This is a genomic window from Acinetobacter kyonggiensis, assembly GCF_900107285.1.
In the GTDB taxonomy this organism is placed as follows: domain Bacteria; phylum Pseudomonadota; class Gammaproteobacteria; order Pseudomonadales; family Moraxellaceae; genus Acinetobacter; species Acinetobacter kyonggiensis.
Genome location: NZ_FNPK01000007.1, coordinates 163788 through 190045, shown reverse-complemented (window position 1 = coordinate 190045; position 26258 = coordinate 163788). Strand labels below are relative to the sequence as shown.

The following is a 26258-nucleotide window of genomic DNA, read 5'->3' as shown; positions in this document are numbered from 1 at the left end:
ATGTATTGAAATCAAATGACATCCAAATCAGCATGGATGGTAAAGGTCGATGGGTTGATAATGTGATGGTTGAACGATTATGGCGGAGCGTTAAATATGAAGAGGTGTATCTCAAAGCCTACAGCAATGTTTTGGATGCGAAGAAGCAATTAAACGCATATTTTGAATTTTATAATTTGAAACGACCTCATTCGAGTCTGGACAAAATGACTCCAGATGAGTTTTACTATGACCAGCTACCACAACAAAATAAGGTAGCTTAACTAGAGCAGAGTATCACTTATAAATAAGCTTTTAGTTGTTCAAACATGTGGGACCACCTCTCTATGAATTAAAATCTTTTTCATATGCTGTTATATATTTAAAATAAATAAAGACCTATTAATTACTGATCATAACAAACCAGCTTGATGTAAAAAAATATTTTTGTTGGTTTTATTTTTTAATACTGATTAATATAGAACAAACTATTTATATTTTTCAATGATATTCTCCCTAAACCTCGAAAATTAAATGTTCAATTTTCACTTTATATTCAATACAGTATGACTACACAAAGAATCAAAATATGCTTAAGCCTCATACGCTGCTTGTTTTTCAGAAACTGGTTAGATATTTAGAGGGCTATTTAAAATCAAGCTTTATCCTCCAAGCTAATCAAGGATTTAGATTTTTTTTATATGACTGAACTAATTTTAAAGGTAGCCTATTCTTTATCCTGCCCGAAAGAAAAATAATATATAAAACAGTATAAAGCATAGAGATTATCGTTTGTATCTAGATCCCTACAAACATAAAACAGGTCAAATATAATAGATCTGTAATGTGCCTTCTGGAAAAAATAAAATTAATCTTATCAATAACCGTACTCAAAGTACTTATCTTCCTTATTTATAAAAAATTCATTGAATCTTGAGAACTGGGCAGATTCTAAATTGTAGCTATCATTACAGCTATTTCATAAATACAATTATTCAGAATACTCCCCTAAAAGAACCATAGTCAAAAATAGCAATCTATTATCTTAAAAACCCAAGAACATTTGATAAAACAATCCAAATTTAATGACAATCAGCCTGTCCATTCTAAAGCAGGTCGAAGCAGCGACACTTATGCCGAAGCTTTTCCATGAATAAGCTATGAGTACAGCGACATTTTATAAATGAAAGAACAAATTCAGTGAAATAGACTTGGCGATAATAAGGCGTCTAATTCAATTCAACATTTTATGTGGGGTACTATGTGGGACAAAAGCATAGATAAAAAAAAGACCCTTGATAATCAAGGGTCTTTTTTAATATTTGGCGGAAGCGGTGAGATTCGAACTCACGGAGGACTCACACCCTCGTCGGTTTTCAAGACCGGTGCATTAAACCGCTCTGCCACGCTTCCAATGGCGGCTATGATATAAATAAAATTCGATCTTAGCAAACACTTTTATACTTTTTTCTTACTGACTGCTTAAAATAAAATCAAAATCTGTTATTTTGACTATTTTTCAGGCTTTTCATAACGAATTTCATTGATATACCACATTTTTTTGCCTGATGGTGTCATGACCTCCACCTCATCATCGACTTGTTTTCCAAGCAACGCTTGCGCCATAGGTGAACCAATTGAAATATGTTGTGGGTGGTGATCATAAATTTCATCTACCCCAACAATACGCACCGTGATTTTCTCACCTTGATCATTTTCAATCTCAACCCAAGCACCAAAATATACTTTCCCTTCTTGTTCAGGGGAAAAATCAATAATTTTAAACTCTTCTAAACGCTTACCTAGGTAACGAACACGGCGGTCTATCTTGCGTAAAATTTGCTTATTATATTGGTAATCCGCATTTTCACTGCGGTCGCCCAGACTCGCAGCCCAGTTCACTTTTTTAGTAATTTCTGGTCGTTCTTCATGCCATAAATGTTGTAATTCCGCGACCAATTTGTCGTGTCCAGCACGTGTAATTAAGTTAGATTTCATAGTATTTTTTGATGTTATGCTTACAATTTATTGACAATAATGCGCTATTTTATTTAATTTTCAAACAGAATTAAAGTTTATAAAATTAATTATTCAATTAAATTAGCTATTTATACTACATATTTTAAAAAAAATTAGTACAAAATTTGACAAGTTTATTTTTCAGCCTTATTATGCGCTCATGTTTTCAAGTTGCCTATTTTTTAATCTATGTAGAAATTCTACATTATTCTTCTTTTAATCCAATGTCATTTTTGAATGACGTCATGACTGCCCAACCCTTATTGAATTTATCAAACTTGAAAAAGTCTGAGGCATGTTTGTCTTTACTTTTTAGGGCATAAATTACTTGTAGCGGAGACAACATGCACAGTAGTTCAACTTCCGGAGTGAGGCTTAGCCTTAACTCTTTAACATCCTCTCTCTCATTAAAAATTCTTGCATTTAGTACACTGTTAATTCCATTTCACAGTATTAATGCAAGTAAATCGTACCAATACGATTCTGTTGTAAACGACAAGCAACTCACCGTCGTTTCAGTCGAAAATTCGACTACGGTATTTAAAGATGGTTCACATCTACATGGTTTTGGTTATGACCTAGCACGTAACTATGCCAATAGCTTAAACGTTAATTTAGTGTTTAAAACTGTACCTGACAATGCCACAGCACTTAAATGGATCTCGCAAGGTAAAGCAAACTTTGCCATGACCACTGCTGATGTAAGCTCAATCGAGAAAAAGCATTTAGCTTCATTTTCAGCAACTTGCGGTGATTTAAATAGCTTACAAAAAAATGGTTTAGATACCAACCTGAATTGGGTCTTTAAACATGCTGATGACCCACTGACCCAAACCGCGAGTGGTTTTGTCTGTCAGGGCAAACAATCTGGTTCGATTCGTCAACTGGCTTCATTCTATAATCAGAATGTCGTGAAAGAAGAATCATGGGACAGCATTCAACGTGATTTAAATCAGCGTATGCCTATTTATAAAGCCAGCTTTAAAAATACGGCTGAGAAATATGATTTAGATTGGCATTTATTGGCAGCTATTGGTTATCAGGAATCGTATCTGAAACCAAACTCAGTTTCGCCTACAGGTGTTCGTGGTTTAATGATGCTCACCAACAGTACAGCAAAAGCGATGGGTGTCAGTAACCGAACAGACCCTGCACAAAGTATTGAAGGTGGTGCTAAATATTACGACCAGATGTTAGATCGATATCAGGATGTACCCTTCCCAGATCGTAACTGGTACGCACTGGTGGCTTATAACATGGGACCAGGTGCAGTCAATCAGATTCAAAATCGAATCAAGGCACAAGGTAAAAACCCCAACAATTGGGTGAATTTGTACAGTTATTTAGATAACAACAAAGCCAGTAATGGTCGTTATCGACAAGCAGTTCAATATGTCACGCGTATCCGTGCCTATTTGGAACATATTAAATCTACACCGCAGCTAGTCAATATCTAATCTGCGTACTGTAGACAAAAAAAAGCTTAGCAATCCAGCTAAGCTTTTTTTGTTCAAAAGACTTAAGCTGTTTGCTCAAGCACTTTTTTAAATAAATCTTTTTGTTCTTGGCTTGGCTTCGCAGTTTGTAAAGCCATTAATTGTGACATATCACCTTGAACTTTAATTTTACCTGTCATAAATGCTTGCATTGCGGCAGCCATATCAAACTCTAGGAACACTTTACGAAGTGTTTCACCATCCATATTCAATGTGGTTTTCGCATTTGAAGATAGACCCTTTTTGATTGCTCCACCATCCAAAGACAATTCAGTATTGCCTTCTGAATCTGCAACCACTAAGTTGATTGCTAAATTTGCAAGTGCAGGTGGCAAGTTTAAGTTACCAGCTTGAGCAGTTAAAGTCTCTACTGTTGAAAACCAATCATCAGTTAAAAAGGCAGGCATGATGTTTCCTCAATTTATTTGTTCATTTGTGTCGCCTATCCAGACAACATCTTTGTGAAGCTATTGTGCTTGACGCTTGTTATAGCATGTAAAATTGTTTTCTGCTTAAAGTTTTTTGTACTGGACGTTCAATTTTAATACTTTTAATACATTTATTAAATAAATCAGATATATAAAATAAACACCAATCCTAAAATTGGTGTTTAAAGTCACCATTATTCTGCCGCAAAACCTAAATTAACCATATTAATGCGTTTATTTTGTGCTTCATCTTCAGTTGAACAACTTCCTGTGAAATCAATCTCACGTTGCTCATCTAAAGCTTCAAAATCAAATAACTCACGATCGGCCAATTGTGAAGGTGATACATTCTGCATCGCACCAAAAATGCTATGTAAACGCTTTGGATATTGTGCATCCCATTCACGTAACATCGTGTTGATCATTGCGCGCTGTAAATTTTCCTGCGAACCACATAAATTACATGGAATAATCGGGAACTGACGCATTTCTGCATACTTGATGATGTCTTTTTCTTCCACATAAGCCAGTGGACGAATCAAGATATTCTTCTTGTCCGATGACAACAGTTTCGGTGGCATCGCTTTTAAGCTACCGCCATGAAATAGATTCAAGAAGAAGGTTGCCATAATGTCATCACGATGATGACCTAAAGCGACTTTAGTTGCCCCAATTTCTTGCGCAAAACCATATAAAGAACCACGGCGTAAGCGTGAACACACGGCACAATAGGTTTTACCTTCAGGGGTTAACTTTTTGGTAATGCTATACGTGTCCTTTTCCAAAATATAATATGGAATATTATTTTCTTCTAAATAACGTGGTAACACATCTTCTGGAAAGCCGGGTTGCTTTTGGTCAAGGTTAACCGCAACAACATCAAAGTTTATCGGTGCAATACGTTTAAACTGCAACATGATGTCCAGCAAGGTATAACTGTCTTTACCACCAGAAATACATACCATTACCTTGTCACCTTCTTCGAGCATTTTAAAATCACGAATGGCATGACCGACTTGACGGCGAATCTTTTTCAACAAACGGTAATATGCCGAACTTGTAGGCAGTTCTGGTTTGAAATTAAATCCTTGTTCGGACTCAACTGGCGAGTACATAGACGAGATAAACCATAAATAAAAATACCGCGCGATTTTATCCGATTCAGCTGCATATCGCACCAAAAGAATTTATTTTCTGAAAATTGATCATTGCTGTCATTTGGACGTCATTAACCTCATGCTATTTTGACCGTTTGAGTTCAAATTTCACCCACAATGCTTACAGTTTGTACTTTTCCACAGTTGTCCACAAAACCTGTGGATAACTTTGTGGATTTCAAAAGGCTTGACACGGTCTCTGACCTATTATTTAAGGCTTCTATTTAAATTGATCACTTTTTGATCAATTTAAAATTAAATAAAAATCAATACCTTAATTGTGTCAAGTTATCCTGATTAAAAAAAAATTAAATATTTTTTGATTACTATCTCTACAATTAGCACTTGCTTTTTACAAACTCAACGAGAAATAAATTTAGAAATACTTTCTATCCTATTTTTTTTTGTTAAACTGCTATTTAACTGTTTGAGGCAGATTTTTTCTACATTAAAAAATGAAAAATAACATTGTAAGTATTGGATTTTATATTTTGGGGTGTGTAACAGTTAATTTTGTTACAGCGACCAGTTACGCGGGTCAAACCATCTATCAACTCAAAGAGTCCAATGGCACGACCTTACTGACCAATAAACAAGGTCGATATAGTCATTTAAAAGTTGAAAAAAAAACCTATTATCCTGACAGTAATATGCATAGTTATACGAACTGGGGAAATTCTGAAGCATCAGTTTTACCAAGCTATAATCGCAATAAAAATGCTTTCGACCATATTATTAAGCAAGCAGCATCACAACACGGAATTTCTGAAGGCTTAATTAAAGCCGTCATGCATACTGAATCGGGATTTAATGTCAATGCTCGCTCCCCTGTAGGTGCGCAAGGACTGATGCAACTTATGCCTGCCACAGCACGACGTTTTAATGTATCCAATGCTTTTGATCCACAACAAAACATTATGGCCGGTGCAAAATATTTAGCATGGTTGACCAAACGTTTTAATGGCAATACGTCATTGGTTTTAGCCAGCTACAATGCAGGCGAAGGCAATGTTGCTAAATACGGTGGTATTCCGCCATTTAAAGAAACCCAAGATTATGTCAGACGGGTCAGCAGTCGGTTTAGTAACTTATACTCAAATGGCGTAGGTTTAAGCTCCAGCTCAAATCATGATAGCCGTCCAGATAATGCTAAAATAATTGCACAATCGACTCCAAATGAACCATCACCCTCTCGTTACAGTGAACAACGTCAAATTATTATGGCCGCTGATGGGAGTTTTACTGATGCCCCAATGCGCTCATACGCCACAGCACATGCGACTGCTTCCGCTAAAATATCAATTACCGATTAAAAACTAAGCCTGTAAATTCCATCACTGTACAGAATTACTCATTTTTTCCTTGAATTTTTAAGGCTTACACCTCATATTTAAAAAGATGATTTTTGATTCAAAAATCAGATTATTTTTTTATTATAAGAGGATTTTCTCAATGATGCGGATTGGTTTGTTCTTGCTTACCAACCTCGCGGTACTGGTGGTAGCTGGCATTATTTTGTCACTCTTCGGTGTCGGTAGTTACCATGGCGCGGGTGGCTTAAATTTAGGCAACCTACTGGTTATCTGTTTTGTCTTTGGTATGGTTGGTTCTCTCATTTCTCTATTCATGTCTAAATGGATGGCGAAGAAAACCACGGGTACTGAACTGATTGACCCGAATGCACCTCGTAATCAAGCGGAAGCATGGTTATTACAAGAAGTTGCGCAATTGGCTCAACGCTCTGGTATCAACATGCCAGAAGTGGGTATTTTCCCTTCTTATCAATCAAATGCTTTCGCCACAGGTTGGAACAAGAACGATGCTTTAGTTGCCGTTTCAACGGGTTTACTTGAACGCATGAACAAAGATGAGCTACGTGCTGTACTTGCGCATGAAATTGGTCACGTTGCCAATGGTGATATGGTGACTCTTGCCCTTGTACAAGGCGTAGTCAATGCCTTTGTGATGTTCTTTGCCCGTGTCGTGGGTGACTTTATTGACCGTAATGTATTTGGTCGTGAAGATGGCGAAGCACCTGGATTAGCTTACTTTGGTATTACCATCGTATTGGATATTGTGTTTGGTATTCTGGCCTCTTCTATTGTAATGTGGTTCTCACGTTACCGTGAATATCGTGCCGATGAAGCAGGTGCACGTTTAGCAGGTAAACAAGCGATGATCTCTGCATTATTACGCTTACAAGCTGAATCAGAATTACCTGATCAGATGCCAAAAGAAATGAAAGCGTTCGCAATTACGGAAGGTAAAGAACAAGGCTTTAGTTTAGCGGCTTTGTTTCAAACTCACCCAACAATTGAGCAACGTGTAGCAGCATTACAACAATTAAATTGTCCATAATATTTTTTATTGAATGAATATTAAAAAGCCTCCGACATGGAGGCTTTTTTAATGATGCTCAATACACCGTAATAAACTGCCATTCAGATCAATCACACAAAAAAGCTTCATTCCCCCCAACTGCTCAATTTCAGTAATCTGAGTATTGGGAAATACTGACCAATCTAAAAGACGCCAAGCCTGATCTAAAATTGATAAATCCTGCACACGAATACATGCGCTATGCCAAGATGTTTTCGAGTCTAATTCTGGATGATGAAAAAACTCAAGCTTGAAACTGTCTTTTTCTAGCATCATCCATATATCTGATTGGTAAATACATTGAAAGCCCAACATGGCATAAAAATTTCGTGTCGCCTCAAAATCAATTGCAGGTAAATTTGCAGCAATATAATCCATTATTTTTTATCCTAAAAATAAACTAGACATTCAGACCTTGAAACCAGTGCCATAACCAACTCAGTCCAAACCACATCGCAGCCAACATAAGCACGAGAACAATGAGCCCTAAAAGATCAGGAATATGCAACCAAATCCACGCGACGATAGGATTACGCCAAAATTTTGACGTCTGCTGTTTACGCTCTAAGCGTTCATGTAAAAATGGATGTACGACATGCGAATCGCTCTGAATCTGATATTCAGCTCGAATATGCTCATGTACCACAGTTAAAGCCCTACGGCTTGGGCGAATAAAAATATCAAAAACAGTACCAATCACAGGAATAAAACCAATGACTGCATCCATCATGGCCAATTTCATCACTGAATTTAATTTACTTTGAGGTACGCCAATTTGTTTGGCTTTATAAATGGCATAACACGTCAGAGCAAACCCCGCAACATCACCCGCCACAGGAATGGTACTTAACGCGGCATCTGCCCCAACCCCTTGTTTGGTAAATGGAATACGCACCACCGAATCCATCATATTGGCAAACTTGGCTAAATCTCGTTCTAATCGCAGCACCTCTTGCTGTGTTAATTTTTTTTCTTTTTCAACTGCAACCATGTTTTAGCCTTGTTTAAACATTTGTGTTATCGCTCTGAGAATAAAGTATAAATTGAAAATAAGTGTGTATATTTATTATCTATACCGCTATAGCAATAGTTGTGAAGCTATGAATAAATAGACCAGAACACCTGTCGCATCACAAATAGATGTCACCAATGGTGCAGATGCACTTGCAGGATCAAATCCAAAACGATTGAGCACAAAAGGCAAACTCATTCCAATTAAACAGCCCAAAAGCACAATACCCATCATACTCAGAGCAAGCACTAAAGCGACCATTTCGTCACCTCGGTAATATCCCAAAAGTGAAACTGCAAGTGCCATTGTTCCGCCTAAACATAGCGCAACCAAACCTTCACGTCCCAATAAATAGAACCAGTCTTTAAAATGCACATCGCCCGTTGCTAATGCACGTACCATCAGAGTTGCTGATTGGGAGCCTGCATTTCCGCCACTTCCGACCAGTAAGGGTAAAAAGAACACCAATACAATATTTGCAGCAATGATGTCTTCAAAATGTGCGATACCCAGACCTGATAACAAACTACCAAAAACAAGAAATACCAACCAATACACCCGTTTTTGATAGAGTTGTAATATCGAGGCAGATTTAAGACTCAGTTTAGATGATGCATCAACAGCACCAGATTTTAAAAAATCTTCCGTTGCCTCTTCACTGGCCACATCCATCGCATCATCATATGTCACAATACCCACCATCACACCAGCCTGATCTACAATGGGTAATGCCAGTAAGTCATAACGAGCAATGGTTTTTGCTACTTCATCCTGATCAGTATCAAAATATGCAAAAATAATATCGGTAGCCATTAAATTACTAATATTGCTTTCTTCTTCGGCAAGTATTAATTGTTTTAGTGACAAAACACCAAGTAACTTTCTTGCTTCATCAAGTACATAAGCTAAATAAATGGTTTCTGTATCGGGTGCTTCATAACGCAACATTTTAATGGCATCTTTCACCGACATATTCGGCTTTAAGGTGGCATATTCAGAGCTCATAATTGCCCCTGCCGTACCTTCGACATAAGAAGAGAGTTGTCGAATATCTTCCCGTTCGGCCTGTGCCAATGCAGGCAATAAGGCATTTTGCTGCTCGTGATCTAAACATTTAAATAAATCGACACGCTTATCTGAAGGCATTTCCCCCATAATTTCTGCCAAGTCTATTCGAGTTAACAGTTGTGCAAATTTAACTTGCTCTTCAGGTTTTAAATATGAAAATACATAGGCGCGTGCAGGAAGATTCAGCAGCAGTTTTTGACTATTTTCTAAAGGTAATTGCGCCAAAATATCAGCTAAATCTGCGGCTTTAAATGTTTTGACGGAGTCTAATGCCAATGAAATATCTTGATTGCTTAATGCATCATTTAAAAGGTATAAAAAGTTGTTGTAGCTCATGCTCGCCCCTCTTATCCAACATAGATAATGAGGCTGCAACGGCTATCTTTTTATCTGCCGAATAGACCCACATAATCATGTTGGTAAATATAGATGTTTGAAGTTTGGTGTTTCTGACAACTGTACCTGTCCATTTAGGGATTTAATCCTCATCAAACCGTTCATACGGCGCAGCAATACTACAAACAACTTTTACCTTTCTCAACTTTTACAACAAAACATAAACAATTTAATCACTTATCTTTTGCTAACAGACTTGGTTTTAAAAATACCCCGTATCAATACATACATAAATGGAATAAAAATCAGCACCAAAATGGTTGCAAAAATAACCCCACCTAACACACTCACGCCTATTTCCTGACGACTGGCAGCACCCGCACCAAAAGCAAAGACCAATGGAATCACACCTGCACCAAATGCCAATGACGTCATCAGAATAGGACGTAAGCGTAAGCTTGCACCTTCCAATGCAGCTTCAATGGCATTTTTACCTTGTTGCTGCGCTAAGGATGCAAACTCAACAATTAAAATGGCATTTTTACAAGACAGGCCAATGGTGGTCAGTAACGCAATTTGGAAATAAATGTCATTAGGGAAGCCAACAAAGTAACTAAATAAGATATTGCCACCTATTCCGAGCGGAATCGCACTCATCACCGCAGTCGGAATAGACCAACTTTCATAAAGTGCAGCTAAGCATAGAAAAATAAAGCCAATCGACACCAGATATAACAGCAGTGATTGGTTACTGGATTTTTGCTCTTCAAAAGATAACCCGCTCCATGCCACATCAATACCCGATTGCTGTTCAACCAGTTGAGTGACATCTTGCATGGCAGCTCCAGAACTGACATTTTTAGCGGTATCCGCTTCCATTTGCAATGCCGTATAACCCATATAGCGATTGACCACTTCAGGGCCACCGCTCCAAGTCACATTGGCAAAATGACTAAAGGAAACCATTTGATTTAGATCATTACGCACAGACCAATATTGCAAATCTTCTGGCTTTGAACGGAATTCGGCATCCCCTTGCATCATGACCCGTTTAATTCGACCACGGTCAATAAAATCATTGATATAGCTGCCGCCCCATGCACTGGATAATGTGCTATTAATGGCAGCTTGCGACAATCCATTTGCCATGGCAAGTTTCTGATCGACATTGACCTTGAGTTCGGCTTTGTCTGGATTGGAACGCTTGTCGAGGTTTTCAAAAGTCGCATATTGTTTTGCTTGTTCTTGTAATTGTTTAAATTCACGCTCTAGGTACTGACGACCTTGACCATTCACATCACGAATCCAAAAATCCAATCCATCGGTTTGACCTAAACCACTGACCGAAGATGGCAAACTCACATTAATTTGTGCATTCGGATTATTTTTAAAATATTTTAAAGCACGCTCACGGACGGCTTGCGCTGAGTTTTCTTGCCCAGAACGCTCATCCCAATGTTTTAATGCAATAAAACCCTGACCCAAATTTTGCCCTGTGCCAGAAAAATTACGCCCATAGCGAACCATCACCAAATTAACATTATCTTTTTCATATTCTAAAAAATATTGTCGAATCTGTTCACCAATGTCTCGACTTTTTGACATGGGTGCGCCATCCACCAGTTTAAACTGCACATTTAAAATGCCCTGATCTTCACTGGGGATAAAACTGGTGGGTAAAGCACGATAGAACAAAGCAAAAATGGTAATTAGTGCGACAAAAACAACAAGGGAAATGGCTTTGTGCTGAATCGTCAGCTTGGATAATTTTAAATAATGCTGCTTTAAACGCTCTAATTGTTGATTAAACCACAGTGCCCATTTGGCAGGTTGTGGATTCGGTTTTAAAATCAGCGCACATAAAGCGGGGGTTAAAATCAGTGCCACAGCCAAGGATAAAGCCATAGCAGCCACTAAAGTCATTGAAAATTGACGATAAATCACGCCAGTCGAGCCACTAAAAAATGCCATCGGAATAAATACCGCCGTCAGCACTAAGGTAATCCCAATCAATGCACCGCTAATTTCTTGCATCGACTCAATCGATGCTTGTTTTGCGGTTAAATTTTTCTCGTGCATCAAGCGTTCAACATTTTCAACCACCACAATCGCATCATCAACCAAAAGCCCTATCGCCAAGACTAAGGCAAACAAAGTTAAAGTGTTGATACTCATGCCCAGCACAGACAACACTGCCATCGTCCCTAAAATCACCACAGGTACAGTAATGGTTGGAATCAGTGTCGCGCGCCAATTTTGTAGAAAAATAAACATCACCACGATCACCAACAAAATGGCTTCAAACAATGTTTTAACGACTTCCTTAATCGATTCTTGGACAAATGGCGTATTATCCCGTGGATAAACTAGCTGATAGCCATCAGGCAATTGTGCGGTCAGATGATCGACTTCAGCTTTAATTAAGGCCGAAGTCGCTAAAGCATTGGCACCTGAGGCTAAAGAAATCCCCATTCCCGCAGAAGGAAAACCATTAATGGTATTAAACGACTGATAGTTTTCCGCACCTAGCTCAATGCGTGCAACATCTTTTAAATAGATAAAACTACCGTCTCTGCTCGATTTAACAATGATATTTTCAAATTCCTCAACGCTTTTTAAGCGTGAGCCTGAAGTCACTTTAGCATTTAAATACTGATCTTTTACAACAGGTAAGTCACCGATTGCCCCAGCAGCTACTTGAGTATTCTGTGCTTCGACTGCGGCACGAATATCACTGGGCATTAAGTTATATTGTTTTAATTTTAAGGGATTTAACCAAATGCGCATGGCATATTGTGAGCCAAAAACATCCACTTCACCAATGCCTTCAATACGCGCTAAATCTTGTTCCAAATGGGTCATCATATAATCGGACAACTCAATATTGTCACTTTTCCCCGAAGCATCGTACAAGCCAATCACCATATGGGTATCGCCCAATGACTTAAAGACATTGACCCCTTGACGCTGTACATCTTCAGGCAAACGATTCAGTACACCATTAATGGCATTTTGAACTTGAACTTGAGCGGTATCTGGATCTGTGCCATTTTCAAAACTTATACTAATTCGACTACGACCAGATGAATCACTACTGGAACTAAAATACAGTAAATCATCAATGCCTTTAATTTGCTGTTCTAAAACTTGGGTAACACTCTCTTCTACCGTTTCAGCCGATGCACCCGTATAGGTTGCACTTACGGTAATGCGTGGTGGTGCAATGTCTGGATAGCGCTCTACAGGTAAATTCAACACTGCGAAAAGCCCAAAAGCCATGACAATAATAGCCAATACGCCAGCAAAGATGGGGCGTTGAATAAAAAATTTCGACAGCATATGACTTGATCGCAGTATAAAAAGGTGAGATTGCTAAACATGCAAAAACTGTTTTTTAATTTAGCAAATTTATGTTGATATTCAGTGACTAAAAGTCAAAACACAATAACATTTAACAGAAAAATAATTTTTCACTACAAATAAGGAGAAACAATGAAGATGGGCGATATAGAGTCCAAATTATCCTATGATAATTTTCCGTATTTATCATCACACCGTTCATACTTGCTTAAACACTGTCATTTTTTAAATAAACCTTTTGGAAATTAATCTCGGTTTAATAAATTTGCTCTATTTTGTCTGAAATTGATGAAAAATTTGAGTTATGAACCCATATTCTCCCTTCAAAGGCTCAACAGGCTTAAAACGCATTGTAAATGCCACCTCATATTCCCTGTCTGGTTTTAAAGCCGCATTTTTCAATGAAGCTGCTTTTCGGCAAATTACGTTTTTAAATGTGCTGCTCATTCCCAGTAGTTTTTTGCTTGATGTATCCCGCGTAGAACAAGCATTAATGATTGCTGTTTGTTTATTGGCACTGATTGTGGAATTATTTAATTCCGCGATTGAGGCAGTTGTTGATCGTATTTCTTTAGAAAAACATACACTTTCAAAAAATGCCAAAGATATGGGTAGTGCCGCGCAATTTGTGGCTTTAAGTATTATTTTTATTACGTGGCTGCTGATTTTAATCTCTTAACCATTGAAGTTAATCATATAAATCCAAACCTTTTAGCTCCCTTAATCTTTATCTCTTGTTCTTATTTCAAGTAAAAGTCATAAAAAAACCCTGCTTTCGCAGGGTTTTTTCTGAATCAGTTGGGAGGATTAACCACCGAATTGGTTCATTGTGTTTTTAGCATCATCATGCGCTTTAAGTGCATTGTCGCCAGAGAAGATTTCTTTGTGATCATCACCGATGTCAGAACCAGCCATTGCTTGGTGTTTAACACATGCGATTGTACCGCGGATTTCTTTACGTTGTACGCCAGCAACATAAGCAAGCATACCTTGATCGCCGAAGTAACCTTTAGCAAGCTCATGTGTAGAAAGAGCAGCTGTGTGGTAAGTCGGAAGTGTGATCAAGTGATGGAACACACCCGCTTCACGAGAAGCATCTGCTTGGAATGTACGAACTTTTTCATCAGCATCAGCAGCTAATTCAGTTTCGTCATACTCAGCGCTCATTAATTTAGCACGGTCGTAAGCAGAAACGTCTTTACCTTCAGCAACGAAACGGTCATAAGACTGTTGACGGAAGTTTAAAGTCCAGTTGAATGATGGGCTGTTGTTATAAACAAGCTTCGCATTTGGAACTGTTTCTTTCACACGGTTAACCATGTGAGCGATTTCTTCAACGTTTGGAGTCGCAGTTTCGATCCAAAGTAAGTCAGCACCGTTTTGTAAGCTAGATACACAGTCAAGTACCACACGGTCAATTTGCGTGTCAGCACGGAACTGGTACAAGCCAGAAGCTAAACGTTTAGGACGGTGTAATTTACCATCACGTTTGATCAAGATTTCGTCTTCTTGAGCATCAGCAATGTCAATTTCAACTGTGTCTAGGAAACCGATGTATTGAGAAGCGATGTCGCCTGGCTCTTTAACCACTGGGATTTTTTGAGTCAAGTCAGCGCCTTCAGAGTCAGTACGCGCAACGATGATACCGTCATCAAGACCCATTTCTAAGAATGCATAACGTAATGCATGGATTTTAGAGATGAAGTCTTCATGTGGAACTGTTACTTTACCAGCTTGGTGACCACATTGTTTCGCATCAGAAACTTGGTTTTCGATTTGTAGTGCACAAGCACCCGCTTCGATCATTTTCTTCGCAAGTAAGTAAGTCGCTTCTTCGTTACCGAAACCAGCATCGATGTCCGCAATAATTGGCACAACGTGAGTTTGGAAACCGTCGATTTGAGCAGTAATTTCAGCAGCTTTAGCAGCATCACCAGTTTCGTTTGCTTTTTTAAGCGCACGGAACAAATCGTTTAATTCTTTTGCATCAGCCTGACGAAGGAAAGTGTAGATTTCTTCGATTAAAGCAGGTACTGAAGTTTTTTCGTGCATAGATTGGTCAGGTAAAGGACCGAATTCTGAACGAAGTGCAGCAACCATCCAACCAGAAAGGTAGATGTAACGCTTGTCAGTTGTACCGAAGTATTTTTTGTTCGCAATCATTTTTTGTTGCGCAATGAAACCGTGCCAGCAACCCAAAGATTGAGTATATTTGCTAGTGTCAGCATCATATTCAGCCATATCACGACGCATAATAGCAGCAGTATATTTAGCAATATCTAAACCAGTTTTGAATTGGTTTTGCATTTGCATACGCGCAGCATCTTCTGGGCTAATATCGCGCCAAGTGTTGCCGAATTTCGCTTTTAATTCGCGGATTGCATCAATCGCTGTTTGGTATGTAGTCATGATATTTCCTGTATATAATTTTAGGATTTCATCAATCGAAGGAATAAATCTGCTCGGTATTCAATTGTTCAGATTTAGAGCGCTTCGTTGTTATGGATACAGCTTAGATCGAGTCAAAAAATTAATCCAATATTCTGTGTTGATTTTCAATATTTATTTAAAAAATATGTAGATCAAAGTCGTATTATAATTATGATGTATATTTTTAAATTATTGTTTTTATTAATTTAATAAGCTTACCCTGTTTTGTTTTCCACAGTAAAAATAGATTCAGCTCCCTATTTTTTCTTTATTAGACCTAAGTCTCAAACTTATCAATAAGACTGTTTTTATACAATAACTCAGCTTTCACCTGTTTTATAAGCAGCATGTCTAAAATAATCACAGCTTATAATTTCACCCTATTAAGTAGCCAAGCTTTCGTTGCCATCAAGTCAATATCAAGGTTTTTAAAAACGGCTACACGATCTAAACTTAAGGCTTCCGAACGACAATCACATTAAAATAAATTGCATTTAACCACCTCGAATAAAAGTGCAATATGCTTTGTCTACTGACAATTGCCGTAGCCATCATTCAATCGTTAAAATACAAAAGATAGGTTCACCCTAGATCAGAAATTATATGTAGCTGGCTTAAAAATAAGTTCATCCTGTCACAGATTTTGCAACAAAAAAGAACACACTGCACCATAATAGAACCATATATGATTCTATTTTATAACGTCTTTTTTTTCATCATATTTCCTACACAAGCCTTGCTGCTTATGGCATAATCAACATAATTTCATGGCTTGATTATCGGTATTTCTTATATGAATTTGGAGCGTGTCGACCTCAATCTATTAATTTACCTCGATGTACTTTTACGTGAAAAAAATGTAACCCGCGCAGCAGAACAATTGGGCGTTACCCAACCCGCCATGAGTAATATTTTACGTCGTTTACGTAATTTATTTAATGATCCTCTCCTTATTCGTTCTTCTGAAGGGATGACCCCAACAGAACGTGCACTCGAACTTCAACCCCGTATTCGTGATGCCTTGTCTGATTTATCCATGATCTTGGAACCACGTACCGAATTTCGTCCTTATACCTCGAACCGTGTCTTCCGCATTATGACCTCCGACTATGCTGAAGCAACGCTGGTTCCTCGTCTCGTCAAAGCCCTACGCTCTGAAGCGCCAAATGTCGTTCTTGACTTTTTAACCCCAAGTGACGTGTCATACCGTGACATGGAGCAAGGTAAAGTTGATTTGGCCATTAATCGCTTTAATGAAATTCCACAAAGCTTTCACCAAGTCTTGGTTTGGCGTGACAGCTTTTCTTGTTTACTCAACAATAAGCACCCTGCGGCATCCAATTTAAATCTCAAAAGCTATTTAGATGCACAGCATATTTGGGTATCTAAAACAGGTATGGGCGTTGGTTTCGGGGTCAATCCTGAAAAACAAGCTGGACTGGGTTGGATTGATCAAGCACTAGAACGTATTGGTCAAAAACGTAAGATTTCCGTCTTTACCCGTCATTATCAAATGCCTGCTCTTTTGGCATCGAATGTCGATTTGATTGCAACGCTGCCTAGCCGTATTGCACATCTACAATCAAACAATTCAAATTTACTGATTAAAGACCCACCGTTCTATATTCCTGAATTTGAATTAAAAATGGCTTGGTGTCCGTTATTGCATCATCATCCTGCACACCGCTGGTTACGTCAGCTTATTCTGTACGTTGCTCGTCAAATGATTGAAGAAGAAAATCGTGAATTTCTTATGAATAACTCACAATTTTCTCACTATTAAACAGAAAAATTCTTAAATTCTTCTTTTTTAAGCTTATACTGTGCCTATCGAGGTAGTAATCTCTTTACTACCTCCCGTTCTTTTGTGTTAAAAATATTCCATAATAATGATGATCTACAGGTGGATTCGTGAGCCTTTTCCAGAATATCCTCATCATCGTAATACTGATTGCAGGAGCCGGTTTCCTCTCTTTAACTGAAATTGCCCTTGCTGGTGCACGTAAGGTCAAACTTAAAATTCTTGCTGAATCTGGCGATGAACGCGCACAGAGAGTTTTAGACTTACAAGCACAATCTGCTGACTTCTTTGCTGCTTCACAAATTGGCTTAAATGCCGTTGCCATTCTGGGTGGTATTTTAGGTGAGGCTGCCTTTCGCCCCTATTTTGTCACGCTGATTGATCGTGTCTATGTCGGTCCTTGGACGGAAACGATTGGTTTTGCGCTCTCCTTTACCTTAGTGACCTCACTGTTTATTCTTTTTGCAGATTTAATGCCGAAACGCTTGGCGATGATCGCACCAGAAAAAATTGCGGTCTCTGTCATTAATCCCATTCAAATCTTTATTAAAGTCTGCAAACCATTGGCTTGGATTATTAATGCCATCGCGAATTTATTGTTCCGTTTGTTTAAAGTTAATACCATTCGTGACGATAATATTACCTTCGCAGATATTTCAGCCGTCATGGATGCTGGTGCGCAAGCTGGTGTGCTACAAAAGCAAGAACATCATTTTATTGAAAATGTATTTGAACTTGAAGAACGCAATGTACCTTCAAGTATGACCACACGTGAAAATGTGGTGTTTTTTACTTTAAAAGAGTCTGAAGCCAGCATTCGCCAAAAACTAGCAGAATATCCATATTCTAAGTTTGTGGTCTGTAGTGAAAATATTGATGATGTGATTGGCTATATTGATGCCAAAGATATTTTAGTGCGCATTCTAAACAATCAATCTTTACTGCAATTGAATGAAAATACTATTCGTAACGTGCTGACTATTCCAGATACATTAACCTTGTCTGAATTACTGGATCGGTTCCGTTCAACCAAAGAGAAATTTGCGGTTGTTATTAACGAATATGCCTTGGTAGTTGGTGTAATTACCCTCTCCGATATTATGATTACCGTCATGGGCGATTGGGTGACTCCGATTGAAGCCGATCAGCAAATTATTAAACGTGATAACAATTCATGGCTGATTGATGGCAGCACGCCTATTGAAGATATTAAACATGCACTTGAAATTAATGAAATGCCAGATGATGAAAATTATGAGACGATCGCTGGTTTTATGATGTATAAGTTGCGTAAAATTCCACGCCCTGCCGATGCCGTGAATTTTGATGGTTATAAATTTGAAGTGGTTGATGTCGACCATTTCAAGATAGACCAATTACTGGTTACTCGCTTACTTGAAAAACCCACAGAAAATGAAACTCAAGAAGAAGCAGAGTAAATCGTCGCTTAAATTTTAGGATAGGCTGTTGCAAAAAGTCAGATGACATAAAAAAGCACCTTCATGAAGGTGCTTTTTAACTATTTACAAAGATTATCTACAGTGTTTAATCAAGCTTTCAATCACCAGAGCATAATGAATTCGAATATCATCTTCTAAAATATTGTAGGCATTATCAAACTGAACCATTGGCCAGCCTTCTTTCCAAAATGGGAAAATATTGTGCAAACCATTCGTTACAATAGCATCTTCACGCACAATTGCTTGAGCAACTTGTGATAAAACCTGAGCAGTTTCAGCACCATCAATTGCCATATAATCAATGCCGCGCACTTTCAAAATACGGATACGATCTTTTTTATATTTAATCTTTTTCGCTTGTCCTGCATTTAGCCCCAATGCCAAAGTGACCGCTTCAACAAAGTTTTTTTCAAAAGCATTATGCAAAGCAACAATGGCTTGCTTATATGCTTCTTGACGACCCGCTTTACCACCATTCAAGATAATCTCTTTCGCTTCAGTATTCAGCTCATCGTTTTTCATGGACTGTAAAATGTCTAAAATTTCGATATCGCTTAAAGATTCAGGAGATTGATCAGTCATGAACTGTCCTTGGACAAAATAATAAAGCACTATTTTCGCATAAATCACCATTTAATACAGGAATAAAATCTAGTTCAGCATATTCTTCGCGCATAGCACAGCTAAAATAATCGCCAAAACAACTTGATGAGTGGCAAAACCAATTGATCTAAATAATGGCTTCAATTAATGATTTTTCAGATAAAACAATATTGTAAATTAATCCTCAGAAATCCCGAAAGCTAACTGCTCATTCTACTGAAAATAAAAATAACAGCGGTTTATTGCTGATTCATAAATCATAGCGCCACTTTTTTCTGCCAAATGTCATTAAATCATTTATATTACAGTTCATTTTTATGTGCTCTTGATTCTTATGATCAGCAACAAACAAACTGCGCTTTTTTTAAAACAAATGCGGGAACAACACCCAACCGCCTTTAAAAGAAATTTTTTGTTTTATAGTATGATCAAAACCAAAGGCATTTTAGACGAACTTAAAGAACTGATTCCTTGGGTTCTTGCGGCAATGATATTTATCTCTCTTTCAATGAGTTTGGGTCATTTCATCTCGGTTCAACTGCCACAATTTGATCACTTTCGTTCCTATGGCATTGCTGTTTTAGCCATCATGTTATTGTTTATGCTGTATACCCCATTGGTGATTAAACAAATCAAACACAGTTCAACCTCTTTATATCAACAACTTCGTCATACCCCGATTAAATTAGCAGTGCTGATTCTGCTCCAAGCCATTAACATTGCCTATATTGAAAGTATTTTTTTACAGATTATTCTTTTTTTTCTTGCCTTAAGTTTTGGTTTTGTACGCTTTTATAAAGAAAATATGTTCCGCGCTGACACTCAAAATGAACAATATTTTTATCTACAAGAAACGCGTCGAATCTGTTTTTGGTCATATAAACAAATTTTAAAGATTAAATTCAAGCGTTTATTCAGTGCTAAAAATTCCAAAACGCTCAATGTACTACAACAACAAGAACAACAATTTATTGACCTCTACATTCAACTGATTCGTTATGAAAATGAATTGTGCAAAACCCATAAACATGTGGATGTCGAGACCTATTTAGATAGCTTAATGTAGCGCCAAAATCTGAGTTTCCCTACCCAGATTTTGAACACTTAAAGTTAAGCAATTTTTGGTTCGGCTTTTATATCATTGAGCGTACTGTCTACCAAAACTTGATAAGAACGATCATGATCGACAGTATACTGTCGGTCTTTAATGGTATTCACAAACACCCAATTCGCTTGCATCTGCTGCGCAGTAAAATGCACAGTTAAATAGCCACGTTGGTTCAAATTACAATAATTTAGTTCATCAATTAAGGTTGTGAAAGCCAATTCAAATTGTTGTAATTGCGCCAAGGGAATATTTAAATATTTTTCCAGACCCGGTGAAGATACGGAACTGGTCGCCAGTTCTAAGCCAACATGTTCACCACTTTGACTGTGTAAATCCGATGCCCATGCATTGTGCGTATCACCAGCTAAAACCACGACCTTTTTATCAACTTTCCTCAAGGTCGCATAGAGTATTTCACGTTCCGCAGCGTAACCATCCCAAGCATCTAAATTATAGGGTGCAACCAAAGTTAAACGTGCTTTTTCTATTTCTGTTAGGCTTGGATCACCTTGTAAAGCTCGCATTTTCAAAGTGACTAATTCTGGAATTTTTTGGTTTAAGGCCACAATATCCATCTGGCTTAACGGCAGCAAAAGTTCAGCAGGAATCAGCATTTTACTCATCAGTACTTGTTGACCGAGTATATTCCAAGTCGCTGTAGATTGCTCCAATTGAGCCTGTAGCCACTGCAATTGCTTATACCCCATTAACGTCCGCATCGGATGATTTAAATCTTGTTGAAAACGCTGAAAATCCATCCCCTGTGCTGTCATGTAGTCAGCATAATCTAACTGTCGATCACGTGCTAAAACTCGCGTATCCAACATGGTCAACTGCACCAAGGTGCCAAAATTAAATTGACGATAAATATTTAAATGATCATTGTCTGAAACAGGACGTATAGGCATCCATTCAAAATAAGCTTGCAGCGCTGCAATTTTACGCGCTATAAATTTACCTTCATTTTTATTACTTTCCGTTTCTTCTGTATGATTTTCCGCGCCATCTTTCCATGTATCATTCGCTAGTTCATGATCATCCCAAATCACAATAAAAGGATGACGCTGATGTACCGTTTGTAAAGCGATATCCTTCCGATATAAAGCATAACGCTTACGATAATCGTCTAAGGTAATTATTTCTTTATTATTATCTAAAGCCAACTCCCGCCCCAATTGAGCAGCATCTTCTGTGGCATAGCCGTCTTTACCATATTCATAAATATAGTCTCCTAGATGAATGACCACATCTACATCCTGTTTGGCTATTTCCTGATAAACATGGAAATAACCTGCTGGATAGTTAGAACAAGAACAGACCGCAAAACTCACTGTATTGCTACTTTCAGGCAATGTTTTGGTTTGACCTATAGGTGAAATAACATTGCCATAACGGAATCGATAGTAATAGCGCTGATTTGATTTTAATTTATTGGCATCAACTTTTACGGTAAAATCTTGTGCTTGTGCAGTTTGTACTTTGCCAGAATTAACCAATTGGGTAAATTTTTGATCTAAAGCAATTTCCCAAATGACCTCTAAACGCAAAGATACATCATTCGGTGTAAGACGCGTCCATAAAATAATCTTATCTTTTAAAGGGTCACCACTGGCAACACCATGTAAAAAATCTGCTTTCACACTGTCAGATTGCATGCCATCATCAGAATCCCCACCACAAGCCGTCAGTGAAATCGGTAAAGATAAAGCCCCAAAACTGGCCAAGGTTTTTTGCAGAAGTTCACGGCGTGAAATTTTCAAAGACATCATATTTTTCCTTATTTTTTATTCTTTTAATATAAGAAAGGATTGTTGCTTTATGATCTCAAATCGATGAAAGAATCATGACAATTTATTGTTTCTTGATAAAAAATAAAGAATTTTGCTAGATAAGCACATGAATTGATTGAAAAGAAAGCAAACAAACGTAAAGATACTTGCCAAGTTTTCATTCGTCCTCTATTATTGCGCTCATGCCCGAGTGGTGAAATCGGTAGACACAGGGGATTTAAAATCCCCCGCCCACAAAGCGTGCCAGTTCGAGTCTGGCCTCGGGCACCATTTTAATACTTTTTAAAATGGTGCAATAAAAATTCCAGCTTATGCTGGTTTTTTTATGTCTGAATTATTAAAATACCAGCAAACACAGAACAAGAAATATAAAACATGAATTTCAACGGATTACAGCATCTATTCTATATCAGCTTCTTTTTACTCATTACTTCACCTTTTAGCCATGCTGAAGAATTAGTTACAACAGAGAAACCCGCTATTCTTTATGATTTATTTTCTGGAACAATCATACAAGATAAAGATCAACTGATCTTACAGCACTGTAATTTAGCGAAAAATCAATATCTTCTTGATTTCAAGCATATTCAAGATGAAGATATAATTCGAAAACGACTAAAACAAGACGCTCATTTTTGGCTCAGCCTTAAAGCCAGCGCTTATGAAAAAAATGAACGATATCATTTAGTCGTAGATGAGATATTAGACGTACATCTTAAAGAAAGTTGCCATCTTTCAGATTTATTGTCAGATTTAAATAAACTTTAAAAATAAAGAGTGCATCACCACTCTCTATTCGACACCAATTCTTCCATTTCAATATTCATGTAGCCATTATCTTGCGCCACCATCATCATCGCTTCAGCAATATAATCCGCTGCCGTGTCATCTAATGATGAATCAAGATCATCAAACTGTAGCTTCATTTTATTAATGGATACAACGGTTTCAGCAGCAAAACGATAAATTTCGACTTCAGATAGATCCGTTTTTGCTATTTTCTTCGCAAACTGCTTAATGATCTGTTTAACTTCAGCGACAAGAATATCTGGATAATATTCATCATCAAACATAGGGAGAAGTAAATCTTCAAACATATAAAACTCAAAAAAGACACGCATTAAAGCGAGCTTGTATAACATAAACTTTACATTTTACCAAATGAAAAAACGAGCAGATTTCCATCTGCTCGTTTACATCACTTCAAACAACCCAACGTCTACGATTTTTTCTGCTCTGAACTTAGACTTTTTGCTATTTTTAATAAATCGATAAATTCTTCACGTAAGCCAAATGTATCAGGTTTTGCAGCACTTTGTGCTAAGCGTAAAATATCATCCCATTGCATATTTGCATTGTACTGACCACCTCGAAGTTGCTGTCCATACGCGGCAACCGCAATGGCAAAACGGGTATCTGTACTGGCCTGTGCCAGAGGCTTACTTGTAACTTGTACAGGTGAATTCAGCAAAATACTTTGTGTTTGGTTAGGCAATTTATAACGTAAATTTACATCAGCGTACTCATGTTTAAGCGAGGCTGAAGCTGTAGGTGCGACTTGATAGCGTGGTTCATTTAACCACCCTTTTTGCCCTACAGGAATAATTTCATAGAGTGCCGTAACAGTATGCCCTGCACCAATATCTCCAGCATCGACTTGATCATTATTAAAGTCTTCATTTTTTAACAGGCGATTTTCATAACCAATCAGGCGATATTCTTTAACTGTCGCTGGGTTAAATTCGACTTGTATTTTCACATCTTGCGCAACCGTTGCTAAAGTAGAGGACAACTGTCGTTGCAACACTTTTTTAGCCTCACGCTCGTTATCAATATAGCTATAGTTACCATCACCAGCATCTGCAAGCTGTTCCATCAACTGCTCATCATAATTACCACTGCCAAAACCCAAAGTGGTAAATGAAATGCCTGATTTACGCTTTTCAGCAATCATACCTTTTAGTGTATTAAAATCGGTAATGCCCACATTAAAGTCACCATCCGTTGCAATCAAGATTCGGTTAATTCCTGCTTTAATATAAGACTTCTCTGCCTGCTCATATGCCAATTGAATGGCACGCTCGCCTGAAGTTGCACCTCCCGCTTTCAAGCGATAAATGACCTTTAAGATTTTATCTTTCTCTGCACCAGAGGTTGCAGCCAAGGCTAAATCTTCTCCACTAGCATAAGTAACAATCGTGACTTTATCTTGCGGGCGTAGTTGCTCAGTCAATAGTGCAAGAGTCTTCTTGACTAAAGGTAATTTATTCTCTGCATCCATACTGCCCGAAACATCAACTAAGAAAACCAAATTTGCTGGGGGTAATTGTTGAGCCGCAATATCTTTAGCCCTAATCCCGATTCGAATAATTTTGGCGTTTGGTTGCCAAGGTGAGTTAACTGTTTCCGTTGAAACTGAAAATGGATGCTTTCCCTGCTGCTCAGGATAATCATAATTAAAGTAATTGACCATTTCCTCAATACGCACAGCATCGACTGGGGGCAACTGTGCTTCTTTCGTTAAAAAACGACGCACATTGGTATAACTTCCTGTATCAACATCAATACTAAATGTGGAAATAGGCTGCTGAGCAACACTATGTACAGTATTTGTGTCAATTTTTTGATAATTCTCAGTATTTTCTACCAATGGCTGGGCACGTTCATATGCAGTAATATTCAACGCTGGCGCTGGCATCGATAATACCGCAACTTCACCCATTCTCATTTGCTGAGATGGCATTTGTCCACAAGCAGCCAAGATGAATGTACTTACCGTGACGGTCAAAAATTTAAGTTTAAACATTATTACTTATCCTAAGTTGTTATTATCAAAAACAAATCAATAGATTTCTGCACTATAAACAACTTTTATTTTTATCATACTGCCTTTATGTAATTTTGCGCTAACAAATCAATACGGCAAGCCAGTTGCACCAATCAAACCAGCTTGCCTAAACTTAAGCCGACAGCATGGCTTGCCAAACCTGAATTGCATCTGACATCGCTTTTACATCATGCGCACGCACCATACTGGCGCCTTGCTGAATACTGATCAAATGTGCTGCTACCGAACCTACAGCACGGTTTTGAGCATCCGCTCCACCCAATGCTTCACCAATAAAACGCTTACGAGATAATGCCGAAAGAATTGGATAACCCATTTGGTTTAATTTATGAAATTGTTGTAGCAGTTTTAAGTTTTGCTGTGCATTTTTAGCAAAACCAAACCCTGGATCAATCATGATATTTTCAGGCTTCACCCCCACTTTAAGGGCATCATTAACACGTTGTTGTAACTCCCCCATCACATCAACTGTTACGTCATTATATTGATCCAATTGATTCATCGTGGTTGGCTCACCACGCATATGCATAATAATAATGGGTATATTCAACTCCGCTGCGGTAACTAGCGCATGTGGACGGGTTAAAGCACGAACATCATTCCAAATATGTGCACCTGCTTTTACCGCAGCCTTTATGACTTCAGGCTGTGAAGTATCAATTGAGATAACAACATTATGTTTGGATAATTCTTTAACCACAGGCACAACACGACGAATTTCTTCTTCAACTTCAACACTTGAAGCACCTGGTCGTGTTGACTCGCCCCCGACATCAATCACGGTTGCCCCATCAGCAATCATTTGCAGCGCATACGCTATGGCTTGGTCTTGCGTATTATGCTTCCCACCATCACTAAAAGAGTCAGGCGTAACATTGAGAATCCCCATCACATGCGGTTGAGATAAATCCAAGCTCAATGTTCCACATTGCAATACTCGTTTGGGTAATGGCATCAATCGCATAGTAACTTTCCTAAAATATC

The 26258-nt window shown here is 38.0% G+C and carries 22 protein-coding genes and 2 tRNA genes; 10 read left to right on the top strand and 14 right to left on the bottom strand.

Translation table 11 applies throughout. The annotated features are described in order from the left end of the window. On the top strand, positions 1-263 hold a 263-nt coding region (locus BLV99_RS08020), incomplete at its 5' end, for an integrase core domain-containing protein (protein WP_005401423.1). Between the two features lie 1039 nt (positions 264-1302). On the opposite strand, the gene BLV99_RS08015 is transcribed toward BLV99_RS08020, so the two are convergent. Further along, positions 1303-1392 (bottom strand) — tRNA-Ser (locus BLV99_RS08015). A 99-nt stretch (positions 1393-1491) separates the two neighbouring features. After that, the gene (gene greB, locus BLV99_RS08010; RefSeq protein WP_092689459.1) at positions 1492-1977 is read right to left on the bottom strand and encodes a transcription elongation factor GreB; all 486 of its coding nucleotides are present in this window, start codon (positions 1975-1977) and stop codon (positions 1492-1494) included. 365 nt (positions 1978-2342) lie between these two features. Here greB and BLV99_RS08005 point away from each other — a divergent pair, with 365 nt between their 5' ends. Beyond that, complete coding sequence (locus BLV99_RS08005; RefSeq protein ID WP_086185612.1) at positions 2343-3455, top strand: MltF family protein; 1113 nt, start codon at positions 2343-2345, stop codon at positions 3453-3455. A 62-nt stretch (positions 3456-3517) separates the two neighbouring features. Here BLV99_RS08005 and BLV99_RS08000 read toward each other — a convergent pair whose 3' ends face one another. Together BLV99_RS08000 and ttcA are read right to left on the bottom strand one after the other, a co-directional pair. Beyond that, positions 3518-3901 (bottom strand): SCP2 sterol-binding domain-containing protein, encoded by a 384-nt coding sequence (locus tag BLV99_RS08000; protein ID WP_004648257.1) that lies wholly within the window; start codon positions 3899-3901, stop codon positions 3518-3520. A gap of 215 nt (positions 3902-4116) precedes the next feature. Next, positions 4117-5037 carry a tRNA 2-thiocytidine(32) synthetase TtcA gene (gene ttcA, locus BLV99_RS07995; RefSeq protein ID WP_092689456.1) on the bottom strand — a complete coding sequence of 307 codons (921 nt, stop codon included), beginning with the start codon at positions 5035-5037 and terminating at the stop codon, positions 4117-4119. A gap of 497 nt (positions 5038-5534) precedes the next feature. On the opposite strand from ttcA, the gene BLV99_RS07990 reads away from it, so the two are divergent. Both BLV99_RS07990 and htpX read left to right on the top strand, forming a co-directional pair. Next, positions 5535-6392 (top strand): lytic transglycosylase domain-containing protein, encoded by an 858-nt coding sequence (locus tag BLV99_RS07990; RefSeq protein WP_092689453.1) that lies wholly within the window; start codon positions 5535-5537, stop codon positions 6390-6392. Positions 6393-6531: 139 nt separating this feature from the next. Beyond that, entirely contained in the window at positions 6532-7437 is a 906-nt protein-coding gene (htpX, locus tag BLV99_RS07985; RefSeq protein WP_004648254.1) for a protease HtpX, read from the top strand. Between the two features lie 48 nt (positions 7438-7485). Here the strand turns inward: htpX and BLV99_RS07980 are convergent, their stop codons facing one another. From BLV99_RS07980 to BLV99_RS07965, 4 genes are all read right to left on the bottom strand, one after another. Next, positions 7486-7836 carry a VOC family protein gene (locus tag BLV99_RS07980; protein WP_167356313.1) on the bottom strand — a complete coding sequence of 117 codons (351 nt, stop codon included), beginning with the start codon at positions 7834-7836 and terminating at the stop codon, positions 7486-7488. Positions 7837-7858: 22 nt separating this feature from the next. Then, positions 7859-8449: a DUF4112 domain-containing protein gene (locus BLV99_RS07975; RefSeq protein WP_092689448.1), complete on the bottom strand. Its 591-nt coding sequence runs from the start codon at positions 8447-8449 to the stop codon at positions 7859-7861. Positions 8450-8536: 87 nt separating this feature from the next. Continuing rightward, positions 8537-9874, bottom strand: a complete 1338-nt coding sequence (mgtE, locus tag BLV99_RS07970) for a magnesium transporter (protein WP_092689445.1) — start codon at positions 9872-9874, stop codon at positions 8537-8539. 237 nt (positions 9875-10111) lie between these two features. After that, a complete protein-coding gene (locus tag BLV99_RS07965; RefSeq protein WP_092689442.1) occupies positions 10112-13213 on the bottom strand; it encodes a multidrug efflux RND transporter permease subunit in 3102 nt (1033 codons plus the stop codon). Positions 13214-13538: 325 nt separating this feature from the next. Here BLV99_RS07965 and BLV99_RS07960 point away from each other — a divergent pair, with 325 nt between their 5' ends. Beyond that, positions 13539-13913 (top strand): diacylglycerol kinase, encoded by a 375-nt coding sequence (locus tag BLV99_RS07960; RefSeq protein WP_086185620.1) that lies wholly within the window; start codon positions 13539-13541, stop codon positions 13911-13913. A gap of 128 nt (positions 13914-14041) precedes the next feature. Here the strand turns inward: BLV99_RS07960 and BLV99_RS07955 are convergent, their stop codons facing one another. Next, entirely contained in the window at positions 14042-15643 is a 1602-nt protein-coding gene (locus tag BLV99_RS07955; protein ID WP_092689439.1) for an isocitrate lyase, read from the bottom strand. Between the two features lie 814 nt (positions 15644-16457). Here BLV99_RS07955 and BLV99_RS07950 point away from each other — a divergent pair. Continuing rightward, on the top strand, positions 16458-17447 hold the full coding sequence (locus BLV99_RS07950; RefSeq protein ID WP_004648248.1) for a LysR family transcriptional regulator: 990 nt from the start codon (positions 16458-16460) through the stop codon (positions 17445-17447). Between the two features lie 128 nt (positions 17448-17575). Continuing rightward, positions 17576-18904, top strand: a complete 1329-nt coding sequence (gene paeA / locus BLV99_RS07945) for a polyamine export protein PaeA (protein WP_086185622.1) — start codon at positions 17576-17578, stop codon at positions 18902-18904. Positions 18905-18997: 93 nt separating this feature from the next. Here the strand turns inward: paeA and BLV99_RS07940 are convergent, their stop codons facing one another. Continuing rightward, the gene (locus BLV99_RS07940) at positions 18998-19507 is read right to left on the bottom strand and encodes a hypothetical protein (RefSeq protein WP_086185634.1); all 510 of its coding nucleotides are present in this window, start codon (positions 19505-19507) and stop codon (positions 18998-19000) included. Between the two features lie 355 nt (positions 19508-19862). On the opposite strand from BLV99_RS07940, the gene BLV99_RS07935 reads away from it, so the two are divergent. Beyond that, positions 19863-20594, top strand: coding sequence for a hypothetical protein (locus BLV99_RS07935; protein ID WP_092689437.1), 732 nt, complete (start codon positions 19863-19865; stop codon positions 20592-20594). Positions 20595-20638: 44 nt separating this feature from the next. Here the strand turns inward: BLV99_RS07935 and BLV99_RS07930 are convergent, their stop codons facing one another. Further along, positions 20639-22402, bottom strand: coding sequence for an alkaline phosphatase D family protein (locus tag BLV99_RS07930; protein ID WP_092689434.1), 1764 nt, complete (start codon positions 22400-22402; stop codon positions 20639-20641). A 208-nt stretch (positions 22403-22610) separates the two neighbouring features. Here BLV99_RS07930 and BLV99_RS07925 point away from each other — a divergent pair. Both BLV99_RS07925 and BLV99_RS07920 read left to right on the top strand, forming a co-directional pair. After that, positions 22611-22696 (top strand) — tRNA-Leu (locus BLV99_RS07925). Positions 22697-22801: 105 nt separating this feature from the next. Then, positions 22802-23194 (top strand): hypothetical protein, encoded by a 393-nt coding sequence (locus BLV99_RS07920; protein ID WP_092689432.1) that lies wholly within the window; start codon positions 22802-22804, stop codon positions 23192-23194. A gap of 14 nt (positions 23195-23208) precedes the next feature. Here BLV99_RS07920 and BLV99_RS07915 read toward each other — a convergent pair whose 3' ends face one another. The 3 genes from BLV99_RS07915 to folP all read right to left on the bottom strand — a co-directional run bounded on the left by BLV99_RS07915 (position 23209) and on the right by folP (position 26238). Further along, a complete protein-coding gene (locus BLV99_RS07915; protein WP_086165438.1) occupies positions 23209-23523 on the bottom strand; it encodes a DUF5713 family protein in 315 nt (104 codons plus the stop codon). A gap of 122 nt (positions 23524-23645) precedes the next feature. Then, the gene (locus BLV99_RS07910; protein WP_092689429.1) at positions 23646-25232 is read right to left on the bottom strand and encodes a vWA domain-containing protein; all 1587 of its coding nucleotides are present in this window, start codon (positions 25230-25232) and stop codon (positions 23646-23648) included. Between the two features lie 154 nt (positions 25233-25386). After that, entirely contained in the window at positions 25387-26238 is an 852-nt protein-coding gene (gene folP, locus BLV99_RS07905; protein ID WP_092689427.1) for a dihydropteroate synthase, read from the bottom strand. Positions 26239-26258 lie beyond the last annotated feature (20 nt).